Here is a 21868-nt window from a genome sequence, read left to right on the forward strand (position 1 = left end):
ACGAGTCATTTCTTGTGTGTTGTTTTCTTTACATGCGTTCCCTTACCAGGATTCGGCATATTATCTAATATTTCACTGATGAGTGCTATGATCTCTCTGAAGATAGCTGGATTTTCGCATGCAAAAACTGTTGCTTTTGGCCATGAGCGCAACCACGTTAATTGCCTTTTTGCGAGTTGGCGAGTCGCTGCTACTCCCTTTTGACGCAACTTCTCATAGTCATAGTCCCCCGCCAAATAGTCAATCACTTGTCGGTACCCCACACATCGCATCGCAGGACAAGTTAAGGTTAAATGCCACTTCTGGAGTAGCTGAGCCACTTCATAAACCATACCCTGCTCTAACATATGCTCAAAGCGAGTTGCGATACGAGCATGTAACCAGCCGCGGTCTTGAGGAAAGAGAACCAAATTGACAAAATTATAGCTTTGATTTTCCTTCTGCCCTGACCAAAAAGAGGAAAGTGGTTTTCCTGTTAAATGATAAACTTCCAGCGCACGTTGAATACGTTGAGTATCATTCGGATGAATCCTCATCGCTGATTGCGGATCAACCTGTGCTAATTGTTGATGCATATAAGCCCAACCATATAAATTTGCTTGCTGGGAAAGCGCTGCCCGCAATTCTTCATCAGCATGAGGTAACGGCGATAATCCTTGCTGTAAAGCATGGAAGTACATCATTGTCCCTCCCACCAGTAAGGGGAATTTATGACGACTATAAATTTCTTCAACAAGCTTTGTTACATCTTCGCAGAACTGTGCTGCTGAATAGCTTTCTGGTGGATCAATGATATCAATGAGGTGATGTGGTGCAACTAAAAGTTCTTGCGGGCTTGGTTTAGCTGTCCCAATATTCATTTCTCGATAAATCATTGCTGAATCAACGCTGATGATTTCAAGAGGAAATCGTTTGACGAGTTCACAAGCTAAAGCCGTTTTTCCTGAGGCAGTTGGACCCATTAGACAAAAAATAGTTTTAGGCATTTAGCAAACCCCTGCAGGTTTCTATGGATAAATGCTTGCACCACGTGTTTAGTTTATCATGACCCGACGTTTGTATATAACCAATTAAAGTTTCAAGCTCTTCTTCCTTTGCATTCAGGGCAGTAAACGATTGGCATATCGTTAACAATTCGAATAATTGAGTGATTGAAGGCATGGAAGAATTAAATATCGACAGAAGAAATTGCTTGAGGTCTAAATGTGGAATCGCGGTAGGTAACGAGCGAACTAATACCGCGTGTTCACCTGCTAAATCTAAATCGATCCCAATTTGGCTTAATCCTTCTTTACCAGAATAAATGCATTCGATATTTAACGAGTTAACTGGATAACTCACGGGTACTAATAGAGGACGGCTTGGCAAAGGTAATAATTGCGTGGAAAGAAGAGATAATAGCCAAGCGCGCTGCAATTCAATGACATTAACTAAATACGGTTCTCCGCTAAGAAAAATTACCGCGAATGCAGCATTTAAAACGAGCCAATTTTTCTTCTGATTAAAAAAGTCAGCCATTTTTGTTGCTGGGTGAATTGCAGGTAAGTAAGGTTCACGTATTTGAGGATTCGTTGCTTCAGCTCCCAGATTTGCTTGCGGATAATCGACGGGGAACTGAGATTGCTGCAGCGCTTTTTTAATGTTTGAACTTATAAAATCATGAACCAATCGCGGTTGTTGAAAGCGAACTTCATGTTTCGTCGGATGCACATTAACATCAACTTCCTCTGGATTTATGGTTAAGTAGAGTAAGCAAGCAGGGTAGCGTCCTGGGTGTAACACGCCCTCGTAAGCTTGTTTAATGGCATGATTAAGTAATTTATCCTTGACCATACGCTTATTCACATACACCCATTGTTTATCATTCTGACTGCGCTGATACGCACTTGAACTGATCCATCCTGTAAGGCGTAAACCAGCATGCTCAATGTCTAAAAAATGTGACTGCTCAATAAAATTTTTACCCAAAATCTTACGAATTCTGGCTAACTGCATTTTATCGCTGTTAGCTGCGGGTAAATTGAAATGCTGCCTACCATTATGATTAAGGCGAATTGCGACACCCGGTGCAGTTAAAGCAAAGCGTCTAACGATCATTTCAATCGCTTGAAATTCGATTTGCTCCGATTTTAAAAATTTTTTCCTGACAGGCGCATTAAAAAAAATATCGCGCACATCAATAGTCGTTCCTTGGCTGCGGGCACAAGGTGAAAGATGAAAAGAATCCCCGCCAGCGGTAGAGAGCATCATAGCATGGTGTTGATCCGCGGGCTTTGAACTAATTGATAAACGCGAAACGGAGGCAATGCTTGCTAACGCTTCACCACGAAAGCCCATGCTGGAGATTGAATATAGATCCTTAAGTTCATTAATTTTGCTCGTCGCGTGAGCGGCAATTGCAAGGGGTAAATCATCGGCCATAATCCCGATACCATTATCACTCATCTTTATTTGATTTAACCCACCATAGCCAATATCAATACTAATAATATCTGCTTGTGCATCGAAAGAATTTTCTAATAACTCTTTGACCACTGAGGCAGGTCGTTCAATCACTTCGCCTGCAGCAATTTGATTTGCTACCGCGGTTGGTAACAGCTGGATTCTCATGTGATTGAAGAAGGAATAATAAGTTTTTGCCCTGCCTGGATTCGCGAACCAGACAAATGATTTGCAGCTTGTAGGGCAGCGACTGATATATGATATTGTTTGGCAATTTTTGGCAATGACTCCCCTCTTTGTACCAAGTGTGTATTTTTTGTTGGTACCTGGACATTACCATTACCTGCTAAAGCCTCGACTCGTGTACCGTGTGGGGGGTAGTCCCAGAAATAACGCTTAAGCCCTTGGAAAATCGCTTGCGTAAGTTGGGTTTGGTAAGCATTACTGGTAAGATTCCTCTCCTCACGAGGGTTGGAAATAAACCCTGTTTCAATAAGAATAGAAGGTATATCCGGTGATTTAAGCACCATGAATCGAGCTTGCTCAACCTTACGGTTATGCAATGTGGTGATGGTATCCAAGTTGCGCAACACTCTTTCACCCATATGCAAGCTTGCACCGATCGTCGCTGTTTGTGATAAATCGATTAATACCGTACGTACTAAGCCACTTTGATCATCCAAATCGGCTAAATTAACACCACCCAATTCAGAGTAGTTTTCTTTTTCTGCTAACCAACGTGCGGCCTCGCTCGTTGCCCCAGATTGCGATAAAGCAAAAACGGAAGCGCCATTCGATTGTTGGTTGATAAATGCATCTGCATGGATTGAAATGAACACATCAGCATTATATTTTCTGGCAATATTTAAGCGTTCACGCAAACCGATGTAATAATCTCCTTTGCGAGTCAATACTGCACGCATACCAGGTTGCTTATCGATGATTTGTTTGAGCTTTAATGCTATTGCCAAAGTAACGTCCTTTTCCGAAGTGTTTCTTGGCCCACTTGCTCCAGGATCTTTACCGCCGTGCCCAGGATCCAGCACGACAACAACATCCCGTAAATTTCGATTAGATGCATGACGCACCGGAATGGGCGTTCCCGCAGTTTTGGTAGAGCCTGAGGATTTTATTGGAGACGATGGCTTATTCAATGATGATGGGTTAATACCCCGTTCGCCGTTTGCAGACAAATCAATAGAGAATCCATGTTTTGCAGCCGCTGGATTTAAAGGGTTTGTTTTTGTTTTCACAACTTGGCTAACCTCTAATACTAAACGTAGCGTCTTAGGGTTAGGATGGCCGCTTCGAATATACTTAATCAATGGATTCCCTAAACTGACGCGATTCAGATCCAGCGCTAAATCAGTATCCTCAAAATCGATGACCACTCGATTAGGATTGGTAAGGGTAAATACTTTGTGGACAACCGCATTATCCAATTTAAAAAGGACAGAAGGGTGACCTGCTTCCTGCTTAATTTCAACTGACAGTAGTTTTGCTGCCATTAAGGTAGGACAGATTACCATCAATAAACAAAAGCAAAAAGTTCGCATTTTCATTGTTTACCTACAAGGCAAGACAGCATTGTTTCTCCAGCGGCGCTTAGTGCACGTACCGTTAATAATCGCCCGCTCCCACTGATTTCAAATGCAAAATTCATATCCACATGCTCTAAAGTATGACTAGCACGCTCTGGCCATTCAATACAGCATATCGAATTTGCCAAAAAATAGTCTCTAAAACCAATATACTCTAGCTCTGTTTCATCATGAATACGATACAGATCAAAATGATGTATTTGCAAGTGTTCGCACTGATAACTCTCAACTAACGAAAAAGTTGGGCTCTTAATTGCCGTTTTTACGCCCAGGACTCGGAGCATTGCCCGAATGAAAGTCGTTTTTCCAGCACCAATTTCCCCACTAAAAGTTAATATTAAAGGTGGCGTTAAACAGGCTGCTAAGTGGGTTGCGACCATTTCCGAGCTAGTCTCATCAGGTAAATCAATCGCACTAACAGTTGTCATGTGGTGTCCAATTAACTAACCGATGCAGATAAGGCATTAAATCACTAGCCAATACCCCTCGTTCTCCTTTCTCAAGGGCCGCAGCATCCCCTGCACTCGCATGCAACCACGTGCCTAATTTGGCTGCATCAGCAAGTAGTAATCCTTGGGCAACTAGACCTGCAATTACCCCGCTCAGTGCGTCTCCCATTCCAGCACTCGCCATGCCGGGGTTTCCTGCAGTGCAAAGATAAATTTCTGATTCATCCGTTGCTACCAACGAACCTGTGCCTTTTAAGATCACATTACCGCCATATTGATCTTGCAAACGGATAGCTGCCTGATAACGATCTTGTTGAACTTCCCCTGTTGTGCAATTCAATAAGCTTGCTGCCTCACCAGGATGTGGTGTCAAAATCCAATTATCATCATGCTGAGGACTTTGGGCCAAAAGGCGCAAAGCTGAAGCATCGATAACCATAGGTAACTGAGAAGCAAGCGCTGCAGTAAACAAGGCTTTAGCCCACTCATCATCCCCTAGACCAGGACCAAGAATACAAACCGTTGCTTTCGCTATCAGCGGCAATAGATCTTTAATTTCGTCTATTCCATGCAGCATTGCCTCTGGAAGCATAGGCAAAACTTGTCTTGCATGCTCAGGCCGGGAAGCAATAGTAACGAGGCCTGCTCCGACGCGCAAGGCTGCATTGGCGGCCAGACAAACAGCCCCTGGCATACCATAGTTCCCCCCAATGACTAATACATGACCGAATTTTCCCTTATGCGAATTTTTTAAACGACGGGGTAGAAGCGTTCTGGGTAAATTTTCATCTAAAAGGTAGGCTGCAGGGTGTATTGAAGATAAGCATTTATCAAGTTGGAGATTATGACAAATCACCTGACCACAATGATCAGGTCCATCTAAAGTCATCAACCCTAACTTATAACCAATAAATGTAACTGTCATGGAGGCTTGCACGCATACACCCATTACACGTCCTGTATCAGCATCCAATCCCGAAGGGACATCGATAGCTAAAATAGGCAGCTGAGCGTCATTCATTTGAGTAATGGCAGTAGCTATAGGGCCTTGCACATTTCCTTTTAAACCAATACCTAATAATGCATCAACAATTAATTCGGCATCGCTATCGATAGGATCATCCAGACATTGACAAGGCACGCCGGCCGCCACAGCCTGCAAAGCTGCGTGACGAGCCGCTGGCGGTAAATGCTCAATGGCTTTGTATTGGTTAATAATAACGGAATACCCTTTTTCTTTAGCCAGACGCGCTAACACATAACCATCGCCCGCATTATTACCGCTGCCGCAAAAGACTGAAATAGTTCTTACGTCAGGATGCAACATAGTCAGGGTCGAAAAAGCGCTAGAACCAGCACGCTCCATTAATTCGTCTTCGGTTAAGCCCAATTCATCGACGGCCATTTGCTCACATGCACGAATATGAGGAGTCTGATAAAGAGCGGTTTTTGCTGATGTCATCGCTTAATGCTCCATTTGGTGAATTGAAGCGTTAATAGAACTCTGTACTAGGGTCTGTTGACAATTAATTTCATAGCGAAGTAGATTAAGCCAAACGACCCAACCTACTTGGTTAACCAATCATAAATTTCGTCAATATTCCCCTAGAAAATATTAATCTTTTTCGTCTTTCTTCACTAGAGTTAATGATGGTTTGCCTCGCCTTGTGGTTGTGGAGCTTGCAGGCGTAGGAGGTGGAGGCGGCTCATTATTGCCATATTCTTCGCCAAACTCCATTCCACGGCCATTTTCTTTCGCGTAGATAGCAAGCACAGCCGCAGGCACAACAAAAATTTGTACACTTTGACCTGAAAATCGTGCAGTGAAAACTATTCTATCATTCTCAAGGTGTAGGCCTCGACAAGCTTTAGGCGAAATATTGAGCACTATACGGCCACCACTCACATGTTCTCTCGGCACTTGAACGCTGGGATAATCAGCATTGACTAATATATAGGGTGTTAAATCATTGTCTACTATCCAATCATAGATTGCTCGAATCAGATATGGCTTGTTGGAAGTCATAGTAGTCATTATTAGGCCGCTCTTAGTTGTCTCTCAACATCCGATAAACTCGCCTGGAAGGAATCTCGCTTAAATAACCGCTGCATATAGGCATTTAGGCCTTTTAATTTCGCAGGTATCTCAATTCCCAATTGCGGTAACCGCCATAATAATGGAGCAAGTGCACAATCTAGCAAAGAGAACTCATCACTTAGGAAGTAGGGCTTATCAGCAAAAACAGGTTCAAGGCTAACCAAGCTATCGAATAAATACTGGCGAGATTGCTCAACCTCAATCCCCTCTTTTATCCGTTGTAATAAATTATACCAATCTTGCTCAATGCGAAACATCATTTTACGGGCTTCGGCACGGGCAACAGGATAAACGGGTAAAAGAGGGGGGTGCGGGAATCGCTCATCCAAATATTCCATAATGATACGTGCCTCATATAACACCAGCTCGCGATCAAGCAGCGTTGGAACTGACCCGTAAGGGTTGACTGTATAGAGATCTTCCGGAGCTTCATCTTGCTTAGCAGGAAGGATTTCAACATTGACTCCTTTTTCAGCTAAAACTATACGCACTTGATGACTGTAAACATCATCATTGTCAGAATACAAAGACATAATTGTACGCTTTGTTACAATGGCCATCGTGACTCCTCTGAAAATCATTACTGATGTTGTGTTATTAGCTCAGGTCTCCCATATTTATATTTATTCGAACAGCTGTATTCGAGTGCAGTTTTTCGCGTAAGATACGCCAAATACGGCAGTTCCCTGGTAGGGCTGAGCACTTACATACTTTGCAATATGTCAAAAGGTCGTATTCTATCACAATTTTTAGTTGTAAGAGGTGATATTAATCTAAATTTTTACTAATAGCCTAATGTGCTATTTAATCTAAATCTTTTTCCAATAATTTTTTTTAAGCAGATAAGCCACTATCCAGAAAATAAACAAAAAAATAACAACCTTTATGCCGATACGATAACGGACTAGTTTTGCAGGCTCAGACACATACACCAGAAAGGTGATCAAATCTTCAAGCATTTCATTAAATTGCTGCTGGCTCATCTCTCCATTCTGCTTAAGCACTAATCGGGGTATCTGCCAAGAACTCTCTTTAACAGCAATCACCTCGCCTTCAAGAGGAGCCAAGATGTTAGGCATTACTGTATCAACAATAAGTAAATTATTGGTACCGAAAGGACGAGAATTATCTACATAAAAACTTTTTAAGTACGTATAAATCCAACCAGCACCGCGTTCTCGTGCAATGAGAGATAAATCTGGTGGAACGAGTCCAAACCATTGTCGTGCATCAGTAGCAGGCATACTGACCAGAATAGGATCCTGTACTTTTGCGCCAGTAAAAATAAGGTTGTTAACGAGTAAATGAGTATCCAACTCACCGTCAAATGTAACTAAACCTAAATCTTTGCCCATTCGATTGTAGCGCAAATATTTTAACGAATGACAGCCAGAGCAATAATTCATGAAAATTTTTGCACCACGCTGGAGCTTGGCTTGATCCCGGACATCTGTCTTTATTGGTAATAACGGTACGGAGCTCTGAGCAATTTGCAGCATTAAGAATGTAAGACAACCGATTAGGTACTTGAAGTGTCTACTCACCTCTTTATCCTCTGAGGTGGTCGTTGACATGTTTCATGACGGCTGTAAAAAGGCATCAACACAAAATAGGCAAAATAGCCTGCTGCGCATACCCGAGCCAAATATTGAGTAAACGGTGTTACATTAACTGTTCCTAAATAACCTAAAATAAAAAAACAAACCACAAATACGCCTAAAGCACTTCTTGAATAATACCCTTTATATCGCATTGATCGTACCGGGCTTTTATCCAACCAAGGCATAAATAGTAAAACTAAAATTGCTGCCCCCATGGCAATAACACCCATTAATTTATCGGGAACGGCGCGTAAAATAGAATAAAACGGGGTCATATACCAAACAGGAGCAATATGCTCTGGTGTTATTAATGGATTAGCAGGGGCAAAATTCTCTGGTTCTAAAAAATACCCGTCCATTTCAGGGAAAAAAAATACAATAGCAAAAAAAATGATTAAAAAACCGAGGACGCCGACAAAGTCTTTTACTGTGAAGTAGGGATGGAGAGGAATTCTATCTAAAGGTTTACCTTGTGGATCCAGATTTTGCTTAATTTCGATTCCCTCAGGGTTATTAGATCCGACTTTATGCAATGCTATAAGATGCAAAAAAACCAAAAACAACAATAAAAGAGGAACCCCAATAACGTGCAGGGCGAAAAAACGCTGTAAAGTGGCATTGGCAACATTGTAATCGCCCCTAAGCCAGGTCACCAAGCTATCACCAATATACGGAATTGCACTTAATAGGGAAGTGATTACTTGCGCCCCCCAATAAGACATTTGCCCCCAAGGAAGCAAATAGCCCAAAAAAGCCTCAGCCATCAACAGGATGAATAATGCCATACCTAAAAGCCATATTAACTCTCTCGGTTTCTGGTATGAACCATACAGTAAAGCTTTAAACAGGTGCAAATAGATCACAATAAAAAAGGCGGATGCCCCTGTAGAATGCATATAACGGAATAACCAACCATAATTCACATCTCGCATGATGTATTCAATAGAACTAAACGCCTGCTCTGCAGTGGGCACATAAAACATGGTTAACCATAATCCGGTAATGAGCTGCATAAACAGAACAACAAGTGCTAATGAGCCAAATAAATAGAAAAAATTAAGGTTTTTGGGAGCGTAGTACTCACTGAAATGTTCTTTCCAGGTAGTCAAAAGTGGGAAGCGGGCATTTAACCAATGGATTAATTTTTTCATGCCGAGTTACCGTGCCCTTGCTCTTCACCAATCACGATGACATTCTCACTAATATATCGATAGGGTGGAACCTCTAGGTTTATTGGTGCAGGTACTCCTTTAAAGACTCGTCCGGCAAGATCAAAGATCGAGCCGTGACAAGGGCAATAAAAACCACCTGGCCAATGATGGCCCAATTCATTTTTAACCGGAGTATATTTAGGTGAACACCCTAAGTGGGTACAAATACCAACTAAAACCAGATACTCAGGATTGATTGATCGATACTGATTTTTTGCATAACTAGGCTGTTGCTCGACTAATGAATTTGGATCACGTAACTGCGCATCATGACCACTGAGCTGCGCTAGCATTTCTTTTGTTCGCCGTATAATCCAAACAGGTTTACCTCGCCACTCAACAGTAACTTGCTGTCCGGGCTCTAGTTTACTGAGATCGACTGTCACAGGGGCACCAGCAGCTTGGGCTTTAGCACTTGGTAACCAAGAAGAAATGAAAGGTTTTAAAGCACATGCTGCGCCGATCCCCCCTAAAACACCGGTTGTAGCAAGTAAAAAACGGCGCCTTTGTTCGTCTATCGTATCATTATCGGAGTTTTCTCGATTAAGATTTTTCTTATCAATTAGGGTCATACACGACCTTGCTAAACTTAAATTCAAATGATCATAAAAAATTCAGGCTTCGTTTATAGCAAAGATTTAGCACTTTGCAAACGCTTCATATCCTCAATTCATATTAAAACGCACATAAGGGTTAACTAATCTTATTTCTAACTTAAGATATCAACCGCCCTCACATGTGCATTTATTCCATTCAGCAATGATTAGATCAGGCATTTACTATATTGAGGTAAGGGGTATAAAAAACCCCGCTTGTGCGGGGTAGATAAAGAAAATTAACGCTTGGAGTACTGGGTTGCACGCCGTGCTTTGTGCAGACCGACTTTTTTCCTTTCTACGCGTCTTGAATCACGGGTTAATAAGCCACGCGCGCGCAGTTTCCTGCGGAAAGAATTGGGATTTGGCTCCGCATCTTCAGCTAGATCATGCTCATCGTAGGCAACTAGGGCACGAGCGATACCGAGGCGGACGGCACCAGCCTGTCCAGATATTCCACCACCCACAACAGTAGCGTAGATGTCGAATTTGCCGATTACGTCAACCGTTTCGAGGGGTTGACGAACAATCATACAAGAAGTCTCGCGACCAAAGTAATCTTCTAAAGCGCGATTGTTTACTTTGATTTCACCCTTACCAGGACGCAAAAAAACTCTAGCCGTTGAACTTTTTCTTCGACCAGTACCATAGTATTGCTGTCTATCAGCCATAATACTTATTCCTCAATCTCAAGTTGCTTAGGTTGCTGTGCAGTATGTGGATGCTCGTTACCGGCATAAACCTTAAGCTTACGATACATTTCTCGGCCCAATGGATTTTTGGGAAGCATACCTTTTACCGCTAGCTCGATAATACGCACAGGATTTTTTGCCTGTAATTTATCGAAAGAAATCGATTTAATACCACCAGGAAACCCAGAGTGATGGTAGTACATCTTCTCTTTATATTTTCGGCCGGTTACAGTCACCTTTTCTGCATTGGTCACAATAATGTAGTCACCAGTGTCAACGTGGGGTGTGTACTCTGCTTTGTGTTTGCCGCGTAGACGACGGGCAATCTCGGTAGCAAGACGACCTAAAACCTTATCACTAGCATCGATCACGTACCAGTCACGTTTGACTTCGTGTGCTTTGGCGCTAAATGTTTTCATTAAATTAACTCCGTACCGCCTTTATTGGTAATCTTTCAATCAGACGGGCGATTTTAACTAAAACTAGGATAACCTACAAGTAAAAATGTCATAAATTCTTGCGCAAGTATCGCAGTCCTTGTCTTGGAAGGATCTAATTTGACACATCTTGCGAGAAAAAATGCCAAAAAACGACTCGCATCGATAACCTTATTGGCCATCATCCATATCAACCTGAATCAAAATTCAACAGCTCGGCCAAAAATAGGCTTGGCCTTCTAAGCTATCACATTATCACAATTTATCCATTAACTAGGGATTCGCAGGCGTTCTACTGTCTCGCCAGCAATGAGGTGGCTGTTTATAATCTCATCGATATCAGCCATGGTGGCGTAAGTATACCATACTCCTTCAGGATAAATAACGATACAGGGTCCCTCGCTACAGCGACCCAGGCAAGCGGTTTTACTAATTCTAATCTTACCAGGTCCATGTAACTCAAGCTCCAGTAATTTTGTTTTCATGTAATCAAAAAAGGGCTCTCCACCAGAATTTGCGCAGCACTTTTTTCCGGAGGTTTTCTGGTTTGTACATAGAAAGATATGCTTACTGTAGTAGGTCAAACGCTTATTTATCCCTTAGTTCAATTTTAGTTTTTAATTTGAGGCCAGGCTTAAAGGTGACTACACGTCGCGCTACTACTGGAATTTCCTCACCTGTTTTGGGGTTTCTTCCTGGCCGTTGAGCTTTATCACGTAAAGTAAAATTACCAAACCCTGACAGTTTAACATTCTCGCCTCTTTCAAGAGCATGCCTTAAAGTTTCGTAAAATTGCTCTACCATTTCCTTAGCGTCAGGTTTAGTGAGATTGAGCTCATTACACAAGGTTTCCGCAATCATTGCTTTACTTAGCGCATTCACGATTAGTCCCTCAATATAATAGAAAATTCCTCGTTTAGTCTTTTGATTATAGCACTAATTATTGCATTGATCTCGCTGTCAATCATCGTCCGTTTGTTGTCTTGTAAAGTTAACGCGATTGCTAAACTTTTTTTGCCTTCCGGAATTGATTCACCGTGATAGACATCAAAAACATCAAATGCTTTTAGCTTGTCATCACTTACTACCTCACGAACTTGTGATTCAATTTGGGCAGCAGTAACATTATTATCAACTAACATTGATAAATCACGACGTATCTGCGGAAATTTTGAAATTTGCTGGTAGCGAATAGGTGCTGCTGCAACCAGCTCATTTAATCGCAATTCAAATAATATTACCTCATAATTCAAATCCAGTGCATCGGCAATGCGCGGGTGCAACACACCGCACCAACCAGCCTGTCTCCCCTCGACCATAATTTTTGCTGATTTACCTGGATGCAACGCAGAATGCACAGCGCTTTCAAAACTTATCTTTTTTAGATGGAGAGAAGAAAGAAGTGCTTCTAAATCACCCTTAAGATCATAAAAGTCAAATTTTCTTGTTTTTTCGCTCCAGTTCATCGATCCAAATTCACCGGCTAATAAGCCCGCGACACAAGGGTGCTCTTGCAATGAATCGCCTTGCAAATCAAAAACTACCCCGCTCTCAAAGAATTTAATAGCAGTCTGCTGCCGATGAACATTGTAAACCATAGAAGCAAGCAATCCAGGCCACATGCTAACTCGCATCTGTGAAAGTTCAGAAGAAATAGGGTTGAGCAGTTGCAATACTTCTGCATTTGGGTAAAGCGTTTGCTGCAATTCTGGATCAACGAAACTGTAACTAATTGTTTCGTGGTATCCCCTAGCAGTGAATAACCGGGCAATTCGGGCGGAAAGCGCCTCATACGGGTTTATAGTCCCTGCTTGTACTGCGCAAGTTATTTTTTCTCCGTGCATTTTATCATAGCCGTAAAGACGGATGATTTCTTCAACTAAATCTGCCTCAAGACTGATATCGAAGCGGTGAGAAGGAACTTCCACCTTCCATAAGGCTGATTCCTTCTGTACGCTCATCCCTAAACCTTGCAGCATCGCAACCATATCCTCTTCATCGACAGTCATACCAGTGATCTGTTTTACTCTTGCTGGGTTAAATTGCACGCTTACTTTCGCAGGCAAGGACTGAGGCTCTGAAGCTAACGAAATGGGCCCTGGGCGTCCGCCAACAATATCCAATAGGAGCGCTGTAGCACGCTCTAATGCCAAAACCTGCAAATTAGGGTCAACCCCACGTTCAAATCGCTGAGAGGAATCACTCGTTACTCCAAAGCTTCTGGCAACTCCAGCGATCGTAAGTGGATTGAAATATGCACTTTCTAGGAAGATATCTTGAGTATCTTCCTTCACAGAACTTACCTGCCCACCCATTATACCCGCCATGGCTAAAGGTTTTTCGCTATCTGCAATCACCAAGACGTTATTATTTAATTTTACTTCTTGGCCATCGAGTAGCTCAAGGGTTTCAGTATCCTTACTAAAACGGGCAATAATATCCCCTTTTATGGTTTGCAAATCAAATGCATGCATCGGTTGGCCTAGCTCGAGCATGATATAATTAGTCACATCAACTACTGGGTGAATAGAGCGCAATCCTGCACGGCGCAATCGCTCACTCATCCAACCGGGAGTTCTTGCGTGAAAGTTAATACCGCGAATGATACGGCCAGCATATTGTGGACAGGCATCTTTAGCTTGTAATCGAATCGTTAACGTTTCGTCTGTTGCTGGTTGGGTAGTGTGTTGAGGAACCACCTTATGTGGTAATCGGGTTATCGCCGATACTTCGCGCGCTATACCCAAGATACTAAAACAATCAGCTCGGTTAGGTGTTAAATCAATATCAAGTACGTGGTCATCGAGAGCTAAATAGGTACGTAAATCAGTACCAATTGGTGCATCATCTTCTAATTCGATGATCCCTTCTGAAGCATCCGCTAAGCCAAGCTCAGTAGCAGAGCAAAGCATGCCTTGAGATAACTCCCCCCGCAGCGTTGCCTCCTTAATCACTAAACCTCCAGGAAGATTGGCGCCAACCTGGGCAAGAGCTACCTTTAATCCAGCTCGAACATTTGCAGCACCGCAAACCACTTTTATCGGGCTCGCACTGCCTGTATTCACTTCACACAAAGTCAATTTATCAGCTTGCGGATGAGGTTTCGTGCTCATTACCTGTGCAACAATGACTCGTTCGAACACACCGGCAACAGGGGTCACTGCATCGACTTCTAAACCAGCCATGGTTAAGAGTGACGCAAGTTGCTGTTCATTTAAAGAAGGGTTTACCCACTCACGTAACCACAATTCACTAACTTTCATAAATATCTGCCTAATATCGACCTATTGTATCGCTAGGATCCGCTTCTATTTCGCTAGCTTTACCCAAAAAATGTAAACAAATCCTTAGAACTGCCTTAAAAAAGTCAAATCGTTTTCAAACATCATTCGCAAGTCGTCAATGCCGAAATACAACATTGCCAATCTATCCATACCCATACCAAACGCCCAACCTTGGTACTCCTCAGGTGAGATATTAACCGCTTCTAGCACATTAGGGTGAACCATGCCACAGCCTAGCACCTCTAGCCATCCAGTGAACTTACAAGAACGACACCCTTTGCCAGCGCACTGAGTACACTCAATATCCACTTCAGCCGAAGGTTCGGTGAAAGGAAAATAAGATGGTCTAAACCGCAATGCGAGTTCTCGCCCAAAAAAATGGGCAAAAAAGTCTTGCAATACGCCTTTTAACCCGGCAAGTGTTGCATGTTTATCAATTAACAATCCTTCCACTTGATGGAACATAGGGGTATGGGTTAAATCTGAGTCACAACGGTAAACGCGTCCTGGGGCAATCAAACGCATTGGCGGTTTCCGTTTTTCCATTGTTCGTATTTGTACAGGGGAAGTGTGTGTACGTAATAAACGTCCGTCCCCAAAATAAAAGGTATCATGCATCGCACGAGCGGGATGATGCCCTGGGATATTAAGCGCTTCAAAATTATAAAATTCAGTTTCAACTTCAGGCCCTTCAACAATATCAAAGCCCATACGGCTAAAATAATCATTGACCCTTTGTTTAACTTGCGTGACTGGGTGCAAGGAGCCTGATTTATGATTGCGTCCAGGAAGAGTCACGTCAATCCTTTCGGCCGATAGTTTTTTTTGCAGCTGCATCTCTTTAAGATGCGCCATTTTTTCTTCGATCAGTTTACTGATATCAATCTTAGCCTGATTGACTAGTTGCCCTACTTTAGGTCTTTCTTCCGCAGATAAACCTGCTAATCCTTTGAGAATCTCGGTCAAATGGCCTTTTTTTCCTAGATATTCGACACGGATATTCTCCAAGATTGTAACGTCTTGTGCTTGAGAAATCGCATCAGCGGCTTTTTGCCGTAACAGGATAATATCTTGCATGATTAAGCCCACATGTAAAAAAGGAGGCTATAGCCTCCTTAATAATTATACAGATAGTAATTAAGCATTGTTATCAATTCTACTAACTTGTCCCTTAGGCTACAAGTTAGCGAATTGGCAACAAAAACTCTTAAGTAATTACTCAGCCTCTAGCCGGGAACGGCCGAACCGTTCGAGTAAGCATAAGCATGAGGGATGAGCCATTACCTATTAAGCAAGCGCCGCTTTTGCTTTTTCAGCAACTGCTGCGAAAGCGTGTTTATCGTACACAGCCATATCCGCCAATATCTTGCGATCTAGTTCGATCCCGGCTTTCTTCAAACCATCAATTAAACGGCTATATGACATTCCGCACTCACGGGCTTGTGCATTAATTCGGGTAATCCACAACGCACGGAATTGACGTCTTCTCTGACGCCGATCACGATAGGCATATTGGCCCGCTTTAATAACTGCTTGTTTGGCGACTCGGTACGTCCGGCTACGGGCACCGTAATAACCTTTGGCTTGGTCTAAAATTTTCTTATGACGTGCTTTAGCCGTCACACCACGTTTAACTCTTGGCATCTTCGAATCCTCCCCTTAACTACCATGCAACATGCGTCTAGCTAAACGCGCGTCACACTCTTTTAAAGCACCTGAAGCAACGCGTAAATGGCGTTTTTGCTTGGGTGACTTTTTAGTGAGGATATGGTTTCTGTAAGCACCACGACGCTTAACCCGGCCATTTGCTGTTTTCCGGAAGCGTTTTGCAGCTCCACTATGTGTCTTCAATTTTGGCATAACATTTTACTCCGCATTCACATTACTGCTAATTATGATGTAGCGCTTTCAATCAGCTCTTTTGTGGACTCATGCCCACCGAGCAAAGATATTCAACAACTACTATTGCTTTTTCTTCGGCGCTAAAACCATCAACAATTGACGACCTTCACGTTTGGCATGCTGCTCAATAACTGCATGTTCAGCAGTATCGCGTTGCAAGCGCTCCATGATTTTCATACCAATTTCCTGATGAGCCATTTCTCTACCGCGAAATCGCAGAGTGATTTTGACTTTGTCGCCATGATTTAGGAAACGGATCAGGTTGCGTAGCTTGACCTGATAATCTCCATCTTCCGTCGTTGGACGGAATTTCAGTTCTTTGACTTGAATTTGCTTCTGCTTTTTCTTTGCTTCTGCTTGTTTTTTACTCAACTCAAAGAGAAACTTACCATAATCCATGATACGGCATACTGGAGGTTTAGCAGTGGGGGATATCTCCACCAAATCATACCCTCCTTCTTCTGCTGCACGCAGGGCTTCTCGCGTTGATACAATTCCCACCTGATTGCCATCGACATCAATTAAGCGTACCTCAGGTACATTGATCTGTTCATTAATCCGCGCGCGATCGCCGTCACGCTTATTTGATGCACTAATAGTTCATTCCTCCAAATAGCTGTTAATCATTTTTAACACGACCTTTTGCCCCAATTTCTTTGTGCAAAACATCGCAAATTGTATCAATACTCATCACACCAAGGTCAGTACCTTCGCGAGTTCGCACGGCGACGGACTCATTTTCGACTTCTTTGTCACCAATAACGAGCAAATAAGGAACCTTTTGCATGGTGTGCTCGCGGATTTTAAAGCCAATCTTCTCATTTCTCAAGTCAAAATTTGCACGAATCCCTTGTTTTTGCAAAATATTAGTCACTTTTCGCGCAAAATCATGCTGTTTATCACTGATTGTAAGCACAACAGCCTGCGATGGGGCTAACCAAAGCGGCAGCCGCCCAGCATAATGCTCGATTAAAATACCCATGAAACGCTCAAGTGAACCTAAAATTGCGCGATGCAACATCACAGGGGTCTGTTTGGATCCATCTTCGGCGATGTATTGCGCACCTAATCGCTCAGGCATGGAAAAATCAACTTGTATTGTACCACATTGCCAAATTCGACCTAAACAATCGGCTAAAGAACACTCGATTTTAGGACCATAAAATGCGCCCTCCCCTGGCGCATCTATCCACGTAATAGCGTGGCCATTCATTGCTTCTTTAAGTGCATTTTCAGCTTTATCCCAAACGGCATCGCTACCCACCCGCTTTTCTGGGCGCAAAGCCAATCGATACTTTATTTCTGTGAAACCGAAGTCAGTATAAACTGATTTTACCAGTTCAAGCATCATCGCGACTTCAGATTGGATTTGTTCTTCAGTACAAAAGATATGCGCATCATCCTGTACCATATTGCGAACACGCATCAAACCATGTAGAGCACCTGAAGGCTCGCAGCGATGACAATTTCCAAATTCGGCAAGACGCATTGGCAGATCGCGATAACTTCTTAATCCTTGATTATAGATCTGCACATGGCAGGGGCAATTCATTGGTTTGACCGCATATTGGCGATTCTCTGTTTCTGTAACAAACATTTCCTCACGGAAATTCTCCCAATGGCCTGATTTTTCCCATAAAATTTTATCAACAAGTTGGGGGGTTCTGATTTCTTGATATCCGTAATCAACTAGCCGATCGCGCATATATTGCTCAAGCAATTTATAAACAGTCCATCCTTTGGGATGCCAAAACACCATACCAGGTGCAATATCTTGAAAGTGAAAGAAATCAAGGGCCTTTCCAAGTTTACGATGATCGCGCTTTTCTGCTTCTTCAAGACGATACAAATAATCCGTAAGCGCTTTTTTGTCTGTCCATGCGGTTCCATAAATCCGCTGCAGCATTTCATTGCGCGCATCACCACGCCAGTAAGCGCCTGCTACCTTAGTTAGCTTAAATGCTTTAAGGCGGCCAGTTGATGGTACATGGGGGCCACGACAAAGATCTTCAAAATCCCCTTGCTTATAAAGAGATATGACTTCACCCTTAGGAATATCAGCAATAATTTTAGCCTTGTATTCCTCACCTAAACTGCGAAAATAATCGATAGCTTCATCCCGAGGAAGCTCACGACGAAGGATTGGATAATCGGCCTTCGCCAATTCGTACATTTTTTCTTCTATACGCTCCAAATCTTCAGGTGTGAATGGTCTGCCAAAAGCAAAGTCATAATAGAATCCATCTTCAATAACAGGGCCGATAGTGACTTGCGCGCTGGGGAACAAACTTTTAACCGCTTGTGCCAATAAATGTGCGGTAGAATGCCGGATCACTTCCAAGCTTTCTTTTTCTTGTTTCTCGGTAATAATCACTAATTCACAATCGTGAGAAATGGTATAGCTTGTATCAACTAAATCCCCATCTACACGACCTGCGAGAGCTGCTTTGGCCAAGCCAGGACTGATACTTTGAGCCACATCATGAATAGTTATGGGGTGCTCAAAATGTTTGACGCTTCCGTCTGGTAATTTAATATTTGGCATCTTTGTCCCTCCATCCCCCAAGCCCACATAAATATTAATGATTCTATGAGAAAAAAAAACCCTGCGCAGCAGGGTTATTTGGTAGGCACGAGTGGGATCGAACCACCGACCACCACCATGTCAAGGTGGTGCTCTACCACTGAGCTACGTGCCTAGTATTCGTTCTACCATGTGAAATGGCGATGATTATATAGAAGCTGAGATCACAAAGCAATAACTACTAAGGAAGATGTCTGATTAATCATAGTAAACACCTATGATGGTCAATAACCCTTTATTAATAGAAAAAAAGAGAGGCTTGAATGGAAGTTATATCGATTCAAGCCACAGAATTTTGCGAGGTTAACTGCTAAGGTTAAACCACTCTTTCCTTAATTTGGACTCACCTGTAAAGACAATGTTCCATCGGGCCTTACAGTAAATAGACTCTAGCTTGAAACTGTCCCTTAGTTTCGCATGAATTATTACATAGCGATTTCACATTTGCAACAATTAATTTCTAAAAGAAACTAATTGTTTCGTTTAATCTGTAATTTGCACGATTTAAAACACTTTGTTACCATTTGTGTAATTTACTTTTTTGAATCTCTGCATCCATGGAGAAAGTTGACTTAACAAAACAGTTTGCTTACCGTTTACGTGATGCAATGATTGCTGCGGGATTCAATTCACAGCGTTCGACATCTGGCGTTTGTATTCATAAGTTAGCTGAAATTACTGGTTATTCGGTACAAATATGCCGGAAGTATCTTCGTGGAGAGGCAATTCCTGAGCCAGTTAAGCTCGTTGAAATTGCAGCGAAACTAAATGTTTCGCCAGGTTGGCTACTATTTGGTGACAGTCATAGCGACGATGCGACCTCTGGAAATAAAGTAACTATTACGAAGAATTTGCTTCTCTATATTCTCACTCATGCTGCAAAACTATATAATATGCCTCACTTAGGAAAAGAAACTCCTGGCTTTCTTCTTGACTTAATTAACGATGTAAGTCAAATCAATGCCAGCGAAGAGCAATCCAAAAAAATTATCGACCTGGCTTTATCATCAATAAAGCACTTTAGTCATTAACATGGAGCCTGTTTGAGAGTCAGTAATGGAAACTAATTGCATAGACGCAGTACCCCACCCGCAATTACTGGAGGCTCTTTTTGCCTTCAGATCCAGAGTATCAAGTGTGTTCAGAGATGTACTGGGCATTCATGAAATTAGCCACATGGCCATATCGCGGATCGATAGAAAACATAAGATACTTAGTTTTTCCTCTACTCCTGCCATGGAGTTTAACTTATTTAGCAGTAACCTTTGGCGTTACGACAAGTCCTATCACACGGCTTGGTATAGTGCTTGCGGCCAAGCTAATTGGCAATCCTTATATAGTCCAGAGCGATATGACGAGCTTTACTATTTAAAACAGATTAAACACTGCTATCCGATTGGCTACTCCTTGGCTGCGAAGTTGGAAAATGATTTTTTTATTTATTCTTTAGCAAGCAGCCGCTCCTGTGATCGCACTCGTGAGTTGTTTGCAAGCCAACACGAAGACTTCTACAAAATAGGGCAGTATTGTTCCAGTATGCTCAGCCATCTCTTTCAGGAATATGATTGCTTGCCTCAAACACAGGTTGAATATGAAACATCAAACTAAAATTATTTTAGGTGGCTTCATGGGGAATGTTGTTGAAGCGTATGACATCTCGATCTGCTATTTCCTATCAGCTGAACTCTCACGAGTGTTAATAGGCGATAACCAAGGGAATCCCACCGTTATTTTATCTCTCATTTTTCTCGCTTACTTAGCCAAACCTGTCGGGGCTTTCATTTTAGGACTCTTATCTGACCTCTATGGACGAAAAAACGTGTTGATGTGCTCTATTTTAATCATGGGATTATCAACTGTGCTCATTGGTTTAATTCCTAAATACCAGCAAATCGGTTTTTTTTCTGCCGGGTTATTACTTACTTTCAGAATAATCCAGAGCATGGCGTTAGGTTCCGAATTTTTAAACTCAGCCTCTTTTTTGGTAGAAAGCGGCAGTAATGAGCGACGTGGCTTTCGCGGATGTTGGCCATCAGTAGGGGTAAAAGCGGGCTACCTTCTTGCTTCCACCGTTGTCGAAATGACTCATGCACTGGGTAATACTTATCTCTTTACTCAAGACTGGTTATGGCGAATCCCATTCTTACTGGCAATATTTACTACACTGGTTGGTTCATATATCCGTTATAGAATGCCTGAGAGTTTAGCTTATATCATGTATTATGCGGAACGAGTAAAGCCAACAACTCGAGCAATTTATAGTCAATCCCTGGACTTCGTAAAGAGAAATCCTTTCATGTTTAACTACGCTTTTTTTGCCAGTTTTTTGTCTGTTGCTACCGGGTTTTTCTTCTATCTCTACATTCCTTTGCATGCCGCTCAATACTCGCATGTCTCGCGAACCTTCATTGTCATGTCGACTATGTCATCGCTTACCTTTGTCACTATTCTTATTCCCCTTTTTGGATGGTTCTCAGACAAACAAGATCGCCTAAAAATGTTAGCGTGGGCAACAACTGGATTTTTGGTTCTTTCTTATCCTTTTATGTACGCCGTCAATTATGGTCATCCAAACAGTTTTCTCCTGATGCAGATGTTAATCTCTGTTCCTTGTGCCTGCTACTATAGTGTGTCTTCTGTTCTCCTCACCGAACTGTTCCCCCTACAAATCCGTTGTACCGCCCTATCTATCGTATTTTCAGTAGCCGCTAGCCTCGCATCCGGATTGCCGCCCCTTATATCTGATTATTTAGCCCGAAAAACTCATCTCCCTAGCTCACCGTGCCTTATTATGATTGGCCTTGCATGCATTGTGCTAATTAATGTAAGTATTTTAGCGAAACGATATCGGCTGCAAAAGAATCAATACGACATCGTTTCTCTCCATGAGGAAGAACCGCAATTTGCTATCCACTATCAGAAGCCTTTTACGAGTTAATTGAAATAGGATGGATTGGGTAACAGATAAATG

23 protein-coding genes and 1 tRNA gene are annotated in these 21868 nt (G+C 42.4%); 3 read left to right on the plus strand and 21 right to left on the minus strand.

Going from position 1 to position 21868, the window contains the following annotated elements; genetic code table 11:
• Positions 1-5 precede the first annotated feature (5 nt).
• The 21 genes from miaA to LMI_RS13175 all read right to left on the minus strand — a co-directional run bounded on the left by miaA (position 6) and on the right by LMI_RS13175 (position 19012).
• On the minus strand, positions 6-986 hold the full coding sequence (gene miaA, locus LMI_RS13075; RefSeq protein WP_045100183.1) for a tRNA (adenosine(37)-N6)-dimethylallyltransferase MiaA: 981 nt from the start codon (positions 984-986) through the stop codon (positions 6-8).
• Complete coding sequence (mutL, locus tag LMI_RS13080; protein WP_045100184.1) at positions 979-2610, minus strand: DNA mismatch repair endonuclease MutL; 1632 nt, start codon at positions 2608-2610, stop codon at positions 979-981. The genes miaA and mutL overlap by 8 nt, the downstream gene beginning before the upstream one ends.
• On the minus strand, positions 2607-4004 hold the full coding sequence (locus LMI_RS13085; protein ID WP_045100185.1) for an N-acetylmuramoyl-L-alanine amidase: 1398 nt from the start codon (positions 4002-4004) through the stop codon (positions 2607-2609). Before LMI_RS13085 ends, mutL begins: the two co-directional genes overlap by 4 nt.
• Entirely contained in the window at positions 4001-4471 is a 471-nt protein-coding gene (tsaE, locus tag LMI_RS13090) for a tRNA (adenosine(37)-N6)-threonylcarbamoyltransferase complex ATPase subunit type 1 TsaE (protein WP_045100186.1), read from the minus strand. The genes LMI_RS13085 and tsaE overlap by 4 nt, the downstream gene beginning before the upstream one ends.
• Positions 4458-5954, minus strand: a complete 1497-nt coding sequence (locus LMI_RS13095) for a bifunctional ADP-dependent NAD(P)H-hydrate dehydratase/NAD(P)H-hydrate epimerase (RefSeq protein ID WP_045100187.1) — start codon at positions 5952-5954, stop codon at positions 4458-4460. Before LMI_RS13095 ends, tsaE begins: the two co-directional genes overlap by 14 nt.
• Before the next feature lie 153 nt (positions 5955-6107).
• Positions 6108-6518 carry a ClpXP protease specificity-enhancing factor gene (locus LMI_RS13100; RefSeq protein ID WP_102010602.1) on the minus strand — a complete coding sequence of 137 codons (411 nt, stop codon included), beginning with the start codon at positions 6516-6518 and terminating at the stop codon, positions 6108-6110.
• Positions 6519-6529: 11 nt separating this feature from the next.
• Positions 6530-7150, minus strand: coding sequence for a glutathione S-transferase N-terminal domain-containing protein (locus LMI_RS13105; RefSeq protein WP_045100189.1), 621 nt, complete (start codon positions 7148-7150; stop codon positions 6530-6532).
• 249 nt (positions 7151-7399) lie between these two features.
• On the minus strand, positions 7400-8089 hold the full coding sequence (locus tag LMI_RS13110) for a cytochrome c1 (protein WP_045100190.1): 690 nt from the start codon (positions 8087-8089) through the stop codon (positions 7400-7402).
• Positions 8090-8130: 41 nt separating this feature from the next.
• Positions 8131-9342: a cytochrome b gene (locus LMI_RS13115; RefSeq protein WP_045100191.1), complete on the minus strand. Its 1212-nt coding sequence runs from the start codon at positions 9340-9342 to the stop codon at positions 8131-8133.
• Positions 9339-9974 carry a ubiquinol-cytochrome c reductase iron-sulfur subunit gene (petA, locus tag LMI_RS13120; protein ID WP_045100192.1) on the minus strand — a complete coding sequence of 212 codons (636 nt, stop codon included), beginning with the start codon at positions 9972-9974 and terminating at the stop codon, positions 9339-9341. The genes LMI_RS13115 and petA overlap by 4 nt, the downstream gene beginning before the upstream one ends.
• Positions 9975-10237: 263 nt before the next feature.
• Positions 10238-10669, minus strand: coding sequence for a 30S ribosomal protein S9 (gene rpsI / locus LMI_RS13125; RefSeq protein ID WP_045100193.1), 432 nt, complete (start codon positions 10667-10669; stop codon positions 10238-10240).
• 5 nt (positions 10670-10674) lie between these two features.
• Positions 10675-11109 carry a 50S ribosomal protein L13 gene (gene rplM / locus LMI_RS13130; RefSeq protein WP_045100194.1) on the minus strand — a complete coding sequence of 145 codons (435 nt, stop codon included), beginning with the start codon at positions 11107-11109 and terminating at the stop codon, positions 10675-10677.
• A 287-nt stretch (positions 11110-11396) separates the two neighbouring features.
• A complete protein-coding gene (locus LMI_RS13135; protein WP_045100195.1) occupies positions 11397-11711 on the minus strand; it encodes a (2Fe-2S) ferredoxin domain-containing protein in 315 nt (104 codons plus the stop codon).
• A gap of 4 nt (positions 11712-11715) precedes the next feature.
• Entirely contained in the window at positions 11716-12009 is a 294-nt protein-coding gene (locus tag LMI_RS13140; protein WP_045100196.1) for an integration host factor subunit alpha, read from the minus strand.
• 2 nt (positions 12010-12011) lie between these two features.
• Positions 12012-14390 carry a phenylalanine--tRNA ligase subunit beta gene (gene pheT, locus LMI_RS13145; protein WP_045100197.1) on the minus strand — a complete coding sequence of 793 codons (2379 nt, stop codon included), beginning with the start codon at positions 14388-14390 and terminating at the stop codon, positions 12012-12014.
• 84 nt (positions 14391-14474) lie between these two features.
• A complete protein-coding gene (gene pheS, locus LMI_RS13150; RefSeq protein WP_045100198.1) occupies positions 14475-15488 on the minus strand; it encodes a phenylalanine--tRNA ligase subunit alpha in 1014 nt (337 codons plus the stop codon).
• Between the two features lie 210 nt (positions 15489-15698).
• Positions 15699-16055, minus strand: a complete 357-nt coding sequence (rplT, locus tag LMI_RS13155) for a 50S ribosomal protein L20 (RefSeq protein ID WP_045100199.1) — start codon at positions 16053-16055, stop codon at positions 15699-15701.
• 15 nt (positions 16056-16070) lie between these two features.
• A complete protein-coding gene (rpmI, locus tag LMI_RS13160) occupies positions 16071-16271 on the minus strand; it encodes a 50S ribosomal protein L35 (RefSeq protein ID WP_045100200.1) in 201 nt (66 codons plus the stop codon).
• A gap of 102 nt (positions 16272-16373) precedes the next feature.
• Positions 16374-16910: a translation initiation factor IF-3 gene (gene infC / locus LMI_RS13165; protein WP_045100201.1), complete on the minus strand. Its 537-nt coding sequence runs from the start codon at positions 16908-16910 to the stop codon at positions 16374-16376.
• Positions 16911-16932: 22 nt separating this feature from the next.
• Positions 16933-18858 carry a threonine--tRNA ligase gene (gene thrS, locus LMI_RS13170; protein ID WP_045100783.1) on the minus strand — a complete coding sequence of 642 codons (1926 nt, stop codon included), beginning with the start codon at positions 18856-18858 and terminating at the stop codon, positions 16933-16935.
• 79 nt (positions 18859-18937) lie between these two features.
• Positions 18938-19012 (minus strand) — tRNA-Val (locus tag LMI_RS13175).
• A gap of 442 nt (positions 19013-19454) precedes the next feature.
• On the opposite strand from LMI_RS13175, the gene LMI_RS13180 reads away from it, so the two are divergent.
• The 3 genes from LMI_RS13180 to LMI_RS13190 are packed head-to-tail and all read left to right on the plus strand — an operon-like array spanning position 19455 to position 21835.
• Positions 19455-19928 carry a helix-turn-helix domain-containing protein gene (locus LMI_RS13180; RefSeq protein WP_045100202.1) on the plus strand — a complete coding sequence of 158 codons (474 nt, stop codon included), beginning with the start codon at positions 19455-19457 and terminating at the stop codon, positions 19926-19928.
• 25 nt (positions 19929-19953) lie between these two features.
• Positions 19954-20505 carry a hypothetical protein gene (locus tag LMI_RS13185; RefSeq protein WP_045100203.1) on the plus strand — a complete coding sequence of 184 codons (552 nt, stop codon included), beginning with the start codon at positions 19954-19956 and terminating at the stop codon, positions 20503-20505.
• Positions 20489-21835: an MFS transporter gene (locus tag LMI_RS13190; protein WP_052679584.1), complete on the plus strand. Its 1347-nt coding sequence runs from the start codon at positions 20489-20491 to the stop codon at positions 21833-21835. Before LMI_RS13185 ends, LMI_RS13190 begins: the two co-directional genes overlap by 17 nt.
• The last annotated feature ends 33 nt before the right edge of the window (positions 21836-21868 follow it).

This window comes from Legionella micdadei, from assembly GCF_000953635.1.
Classification (GTDB): Bacteria; Pseudomonadota; Gammaproteobacteria; order Legionellales; family Legionellaceae; genus Tatlockia; species Tatlockia micdadei.

Bases quoted from the DNA above. Each gene is read 5' to 3' on its own strand.
- miaA (WP_045100183.1), bottom strand. From the start codon at position 986: ATGCCTAAAACTATTTTTTGTCTAATGGGTCCAACTGCCTCAGGAAAA.
- mutL (WP_045100184.1), bottom strand. From the start codon at position 2,610: ATGAGAATCCAGCTGTTACCAACCGCGGTAGCAAATCAAATTGCTGCA.
- LMI_RS13085 (WP_045100185.1), bottom strand. From the start codon at position 4,004: ATGAAAATGCGAACTTTTTGCTTTTGTTTATTGATGGTAATCTGTCCT.
- tsaE (WP_045100186.1), bottom strand. From the start codon at position 4,471: ATGACAACTGTTAGTGCGATTGATTTACCTGATGAGACTAGCTCGGAA.
- LMI_RS13095 (WP_045100187.1), bottom strand. From the start codon at position 5,954: ATGACATCAGCAAAAACCGCTCTTTATCAGACTCCTCATATTCGTGCA.
- LMI_RS13100 (WP_102010602.1), bottom strand. From the start codon at position 6,518: ATGACTTCCAACAAGCCATATCTGATTCGAGCAATCTATGATTGGATA.
- LMI_RS13105 (WP_045100189.1), bottom strand. From the start codon at position 7,150: ATGGCCATTGTAACAAAGCGTACAATTATGTCTTTGTATTCTGACAAT.
- LMI_RS13110 (WP_045100190.1), bottom strand. From the start codon at position 8,089: ATGCTGCAAATTGCTCAGAGCTCCGTACCGTTATTACCAATAAAGACA.
- LMI_RS13115 (WP_045100191.1), bottom strand. From the start codon at position 9,342: ATGAAAAAATTAATCCATTGGTTAAATGCCCGCTTCCCACTTTTGACT.
- petA (WP_045100192.1), bottom strand. From the start codon at position 9,974: ATGACCCTAATTGATAAGAAAAATCTTAATCGAGAAAACTCCGATAAT.
- rpsI (WP_045100193.1), bottom strand. From the start codon at position 10,669: ATGGCTGATAGACAGCAATACTATGGTACTGGTCGAAGAAAAAGTTCA.
- rplM (WP_045100194.1), bottom strand. From the start codon at position 11,109: ATGAAAACATTTAGCGCCAAAGCACACGAAGTCAAACGTGACTGGTAC.
- pheT (WP_045100197.1), bottom strand. From the start codon at position 14,390: ATGAAAGTTAGTGAATTGTGGTTACGTGAGTGGGTAAACCCTTCTTTA.
- pheS (WP_045100198.1), bottom strand. From the start codon at position 15,488: ATGCAAGATATTATCCTGTTACGGCAAAAAGCCGCTGATGCGATTTCT.
- rplT (WP_045100199.1), bottom strand. From the start codon at position 16,055: ATGCCAAGAGTTAAACGTGGTGTGACGGCTAAAGCACGTCATAAGAAA.
- rpmI (WP_045100200.1), bottom strand. From the start codon at position 16,271: ATGCCAAAATTGAAGACACATAGTGGAGCTGCAAAACGCTTCCGGAAA.
- thrS (WP_045100783.1), bottom strand. From the start codon at position 18,858: ATGCCAAATATTAAATTACCAGACGGAAGCGTCAAACATTTTGAGCAC.
- LMI_RS13180 (WP_045100202.1), top strand. From the start codon at position 19,455: ATGGAGAAAGTTGACTTAACAAAACAGTTTGCTTACCGTTTACGTGAT.
- LMI_RS13185 (WP_045100203.1), top strand. From the start codon at position 19,954: ATGGAAACTAATTGCATAGACGCAGTACCCCACCCGCAATTACTGGAG.
- LMI_RS13190 (WP_052679584.1), top strand. From the start codon at position 20,489: ATGAAACATCAAACTAAAATTATTTTAGGTGGCTTCATGGGGAATGTT.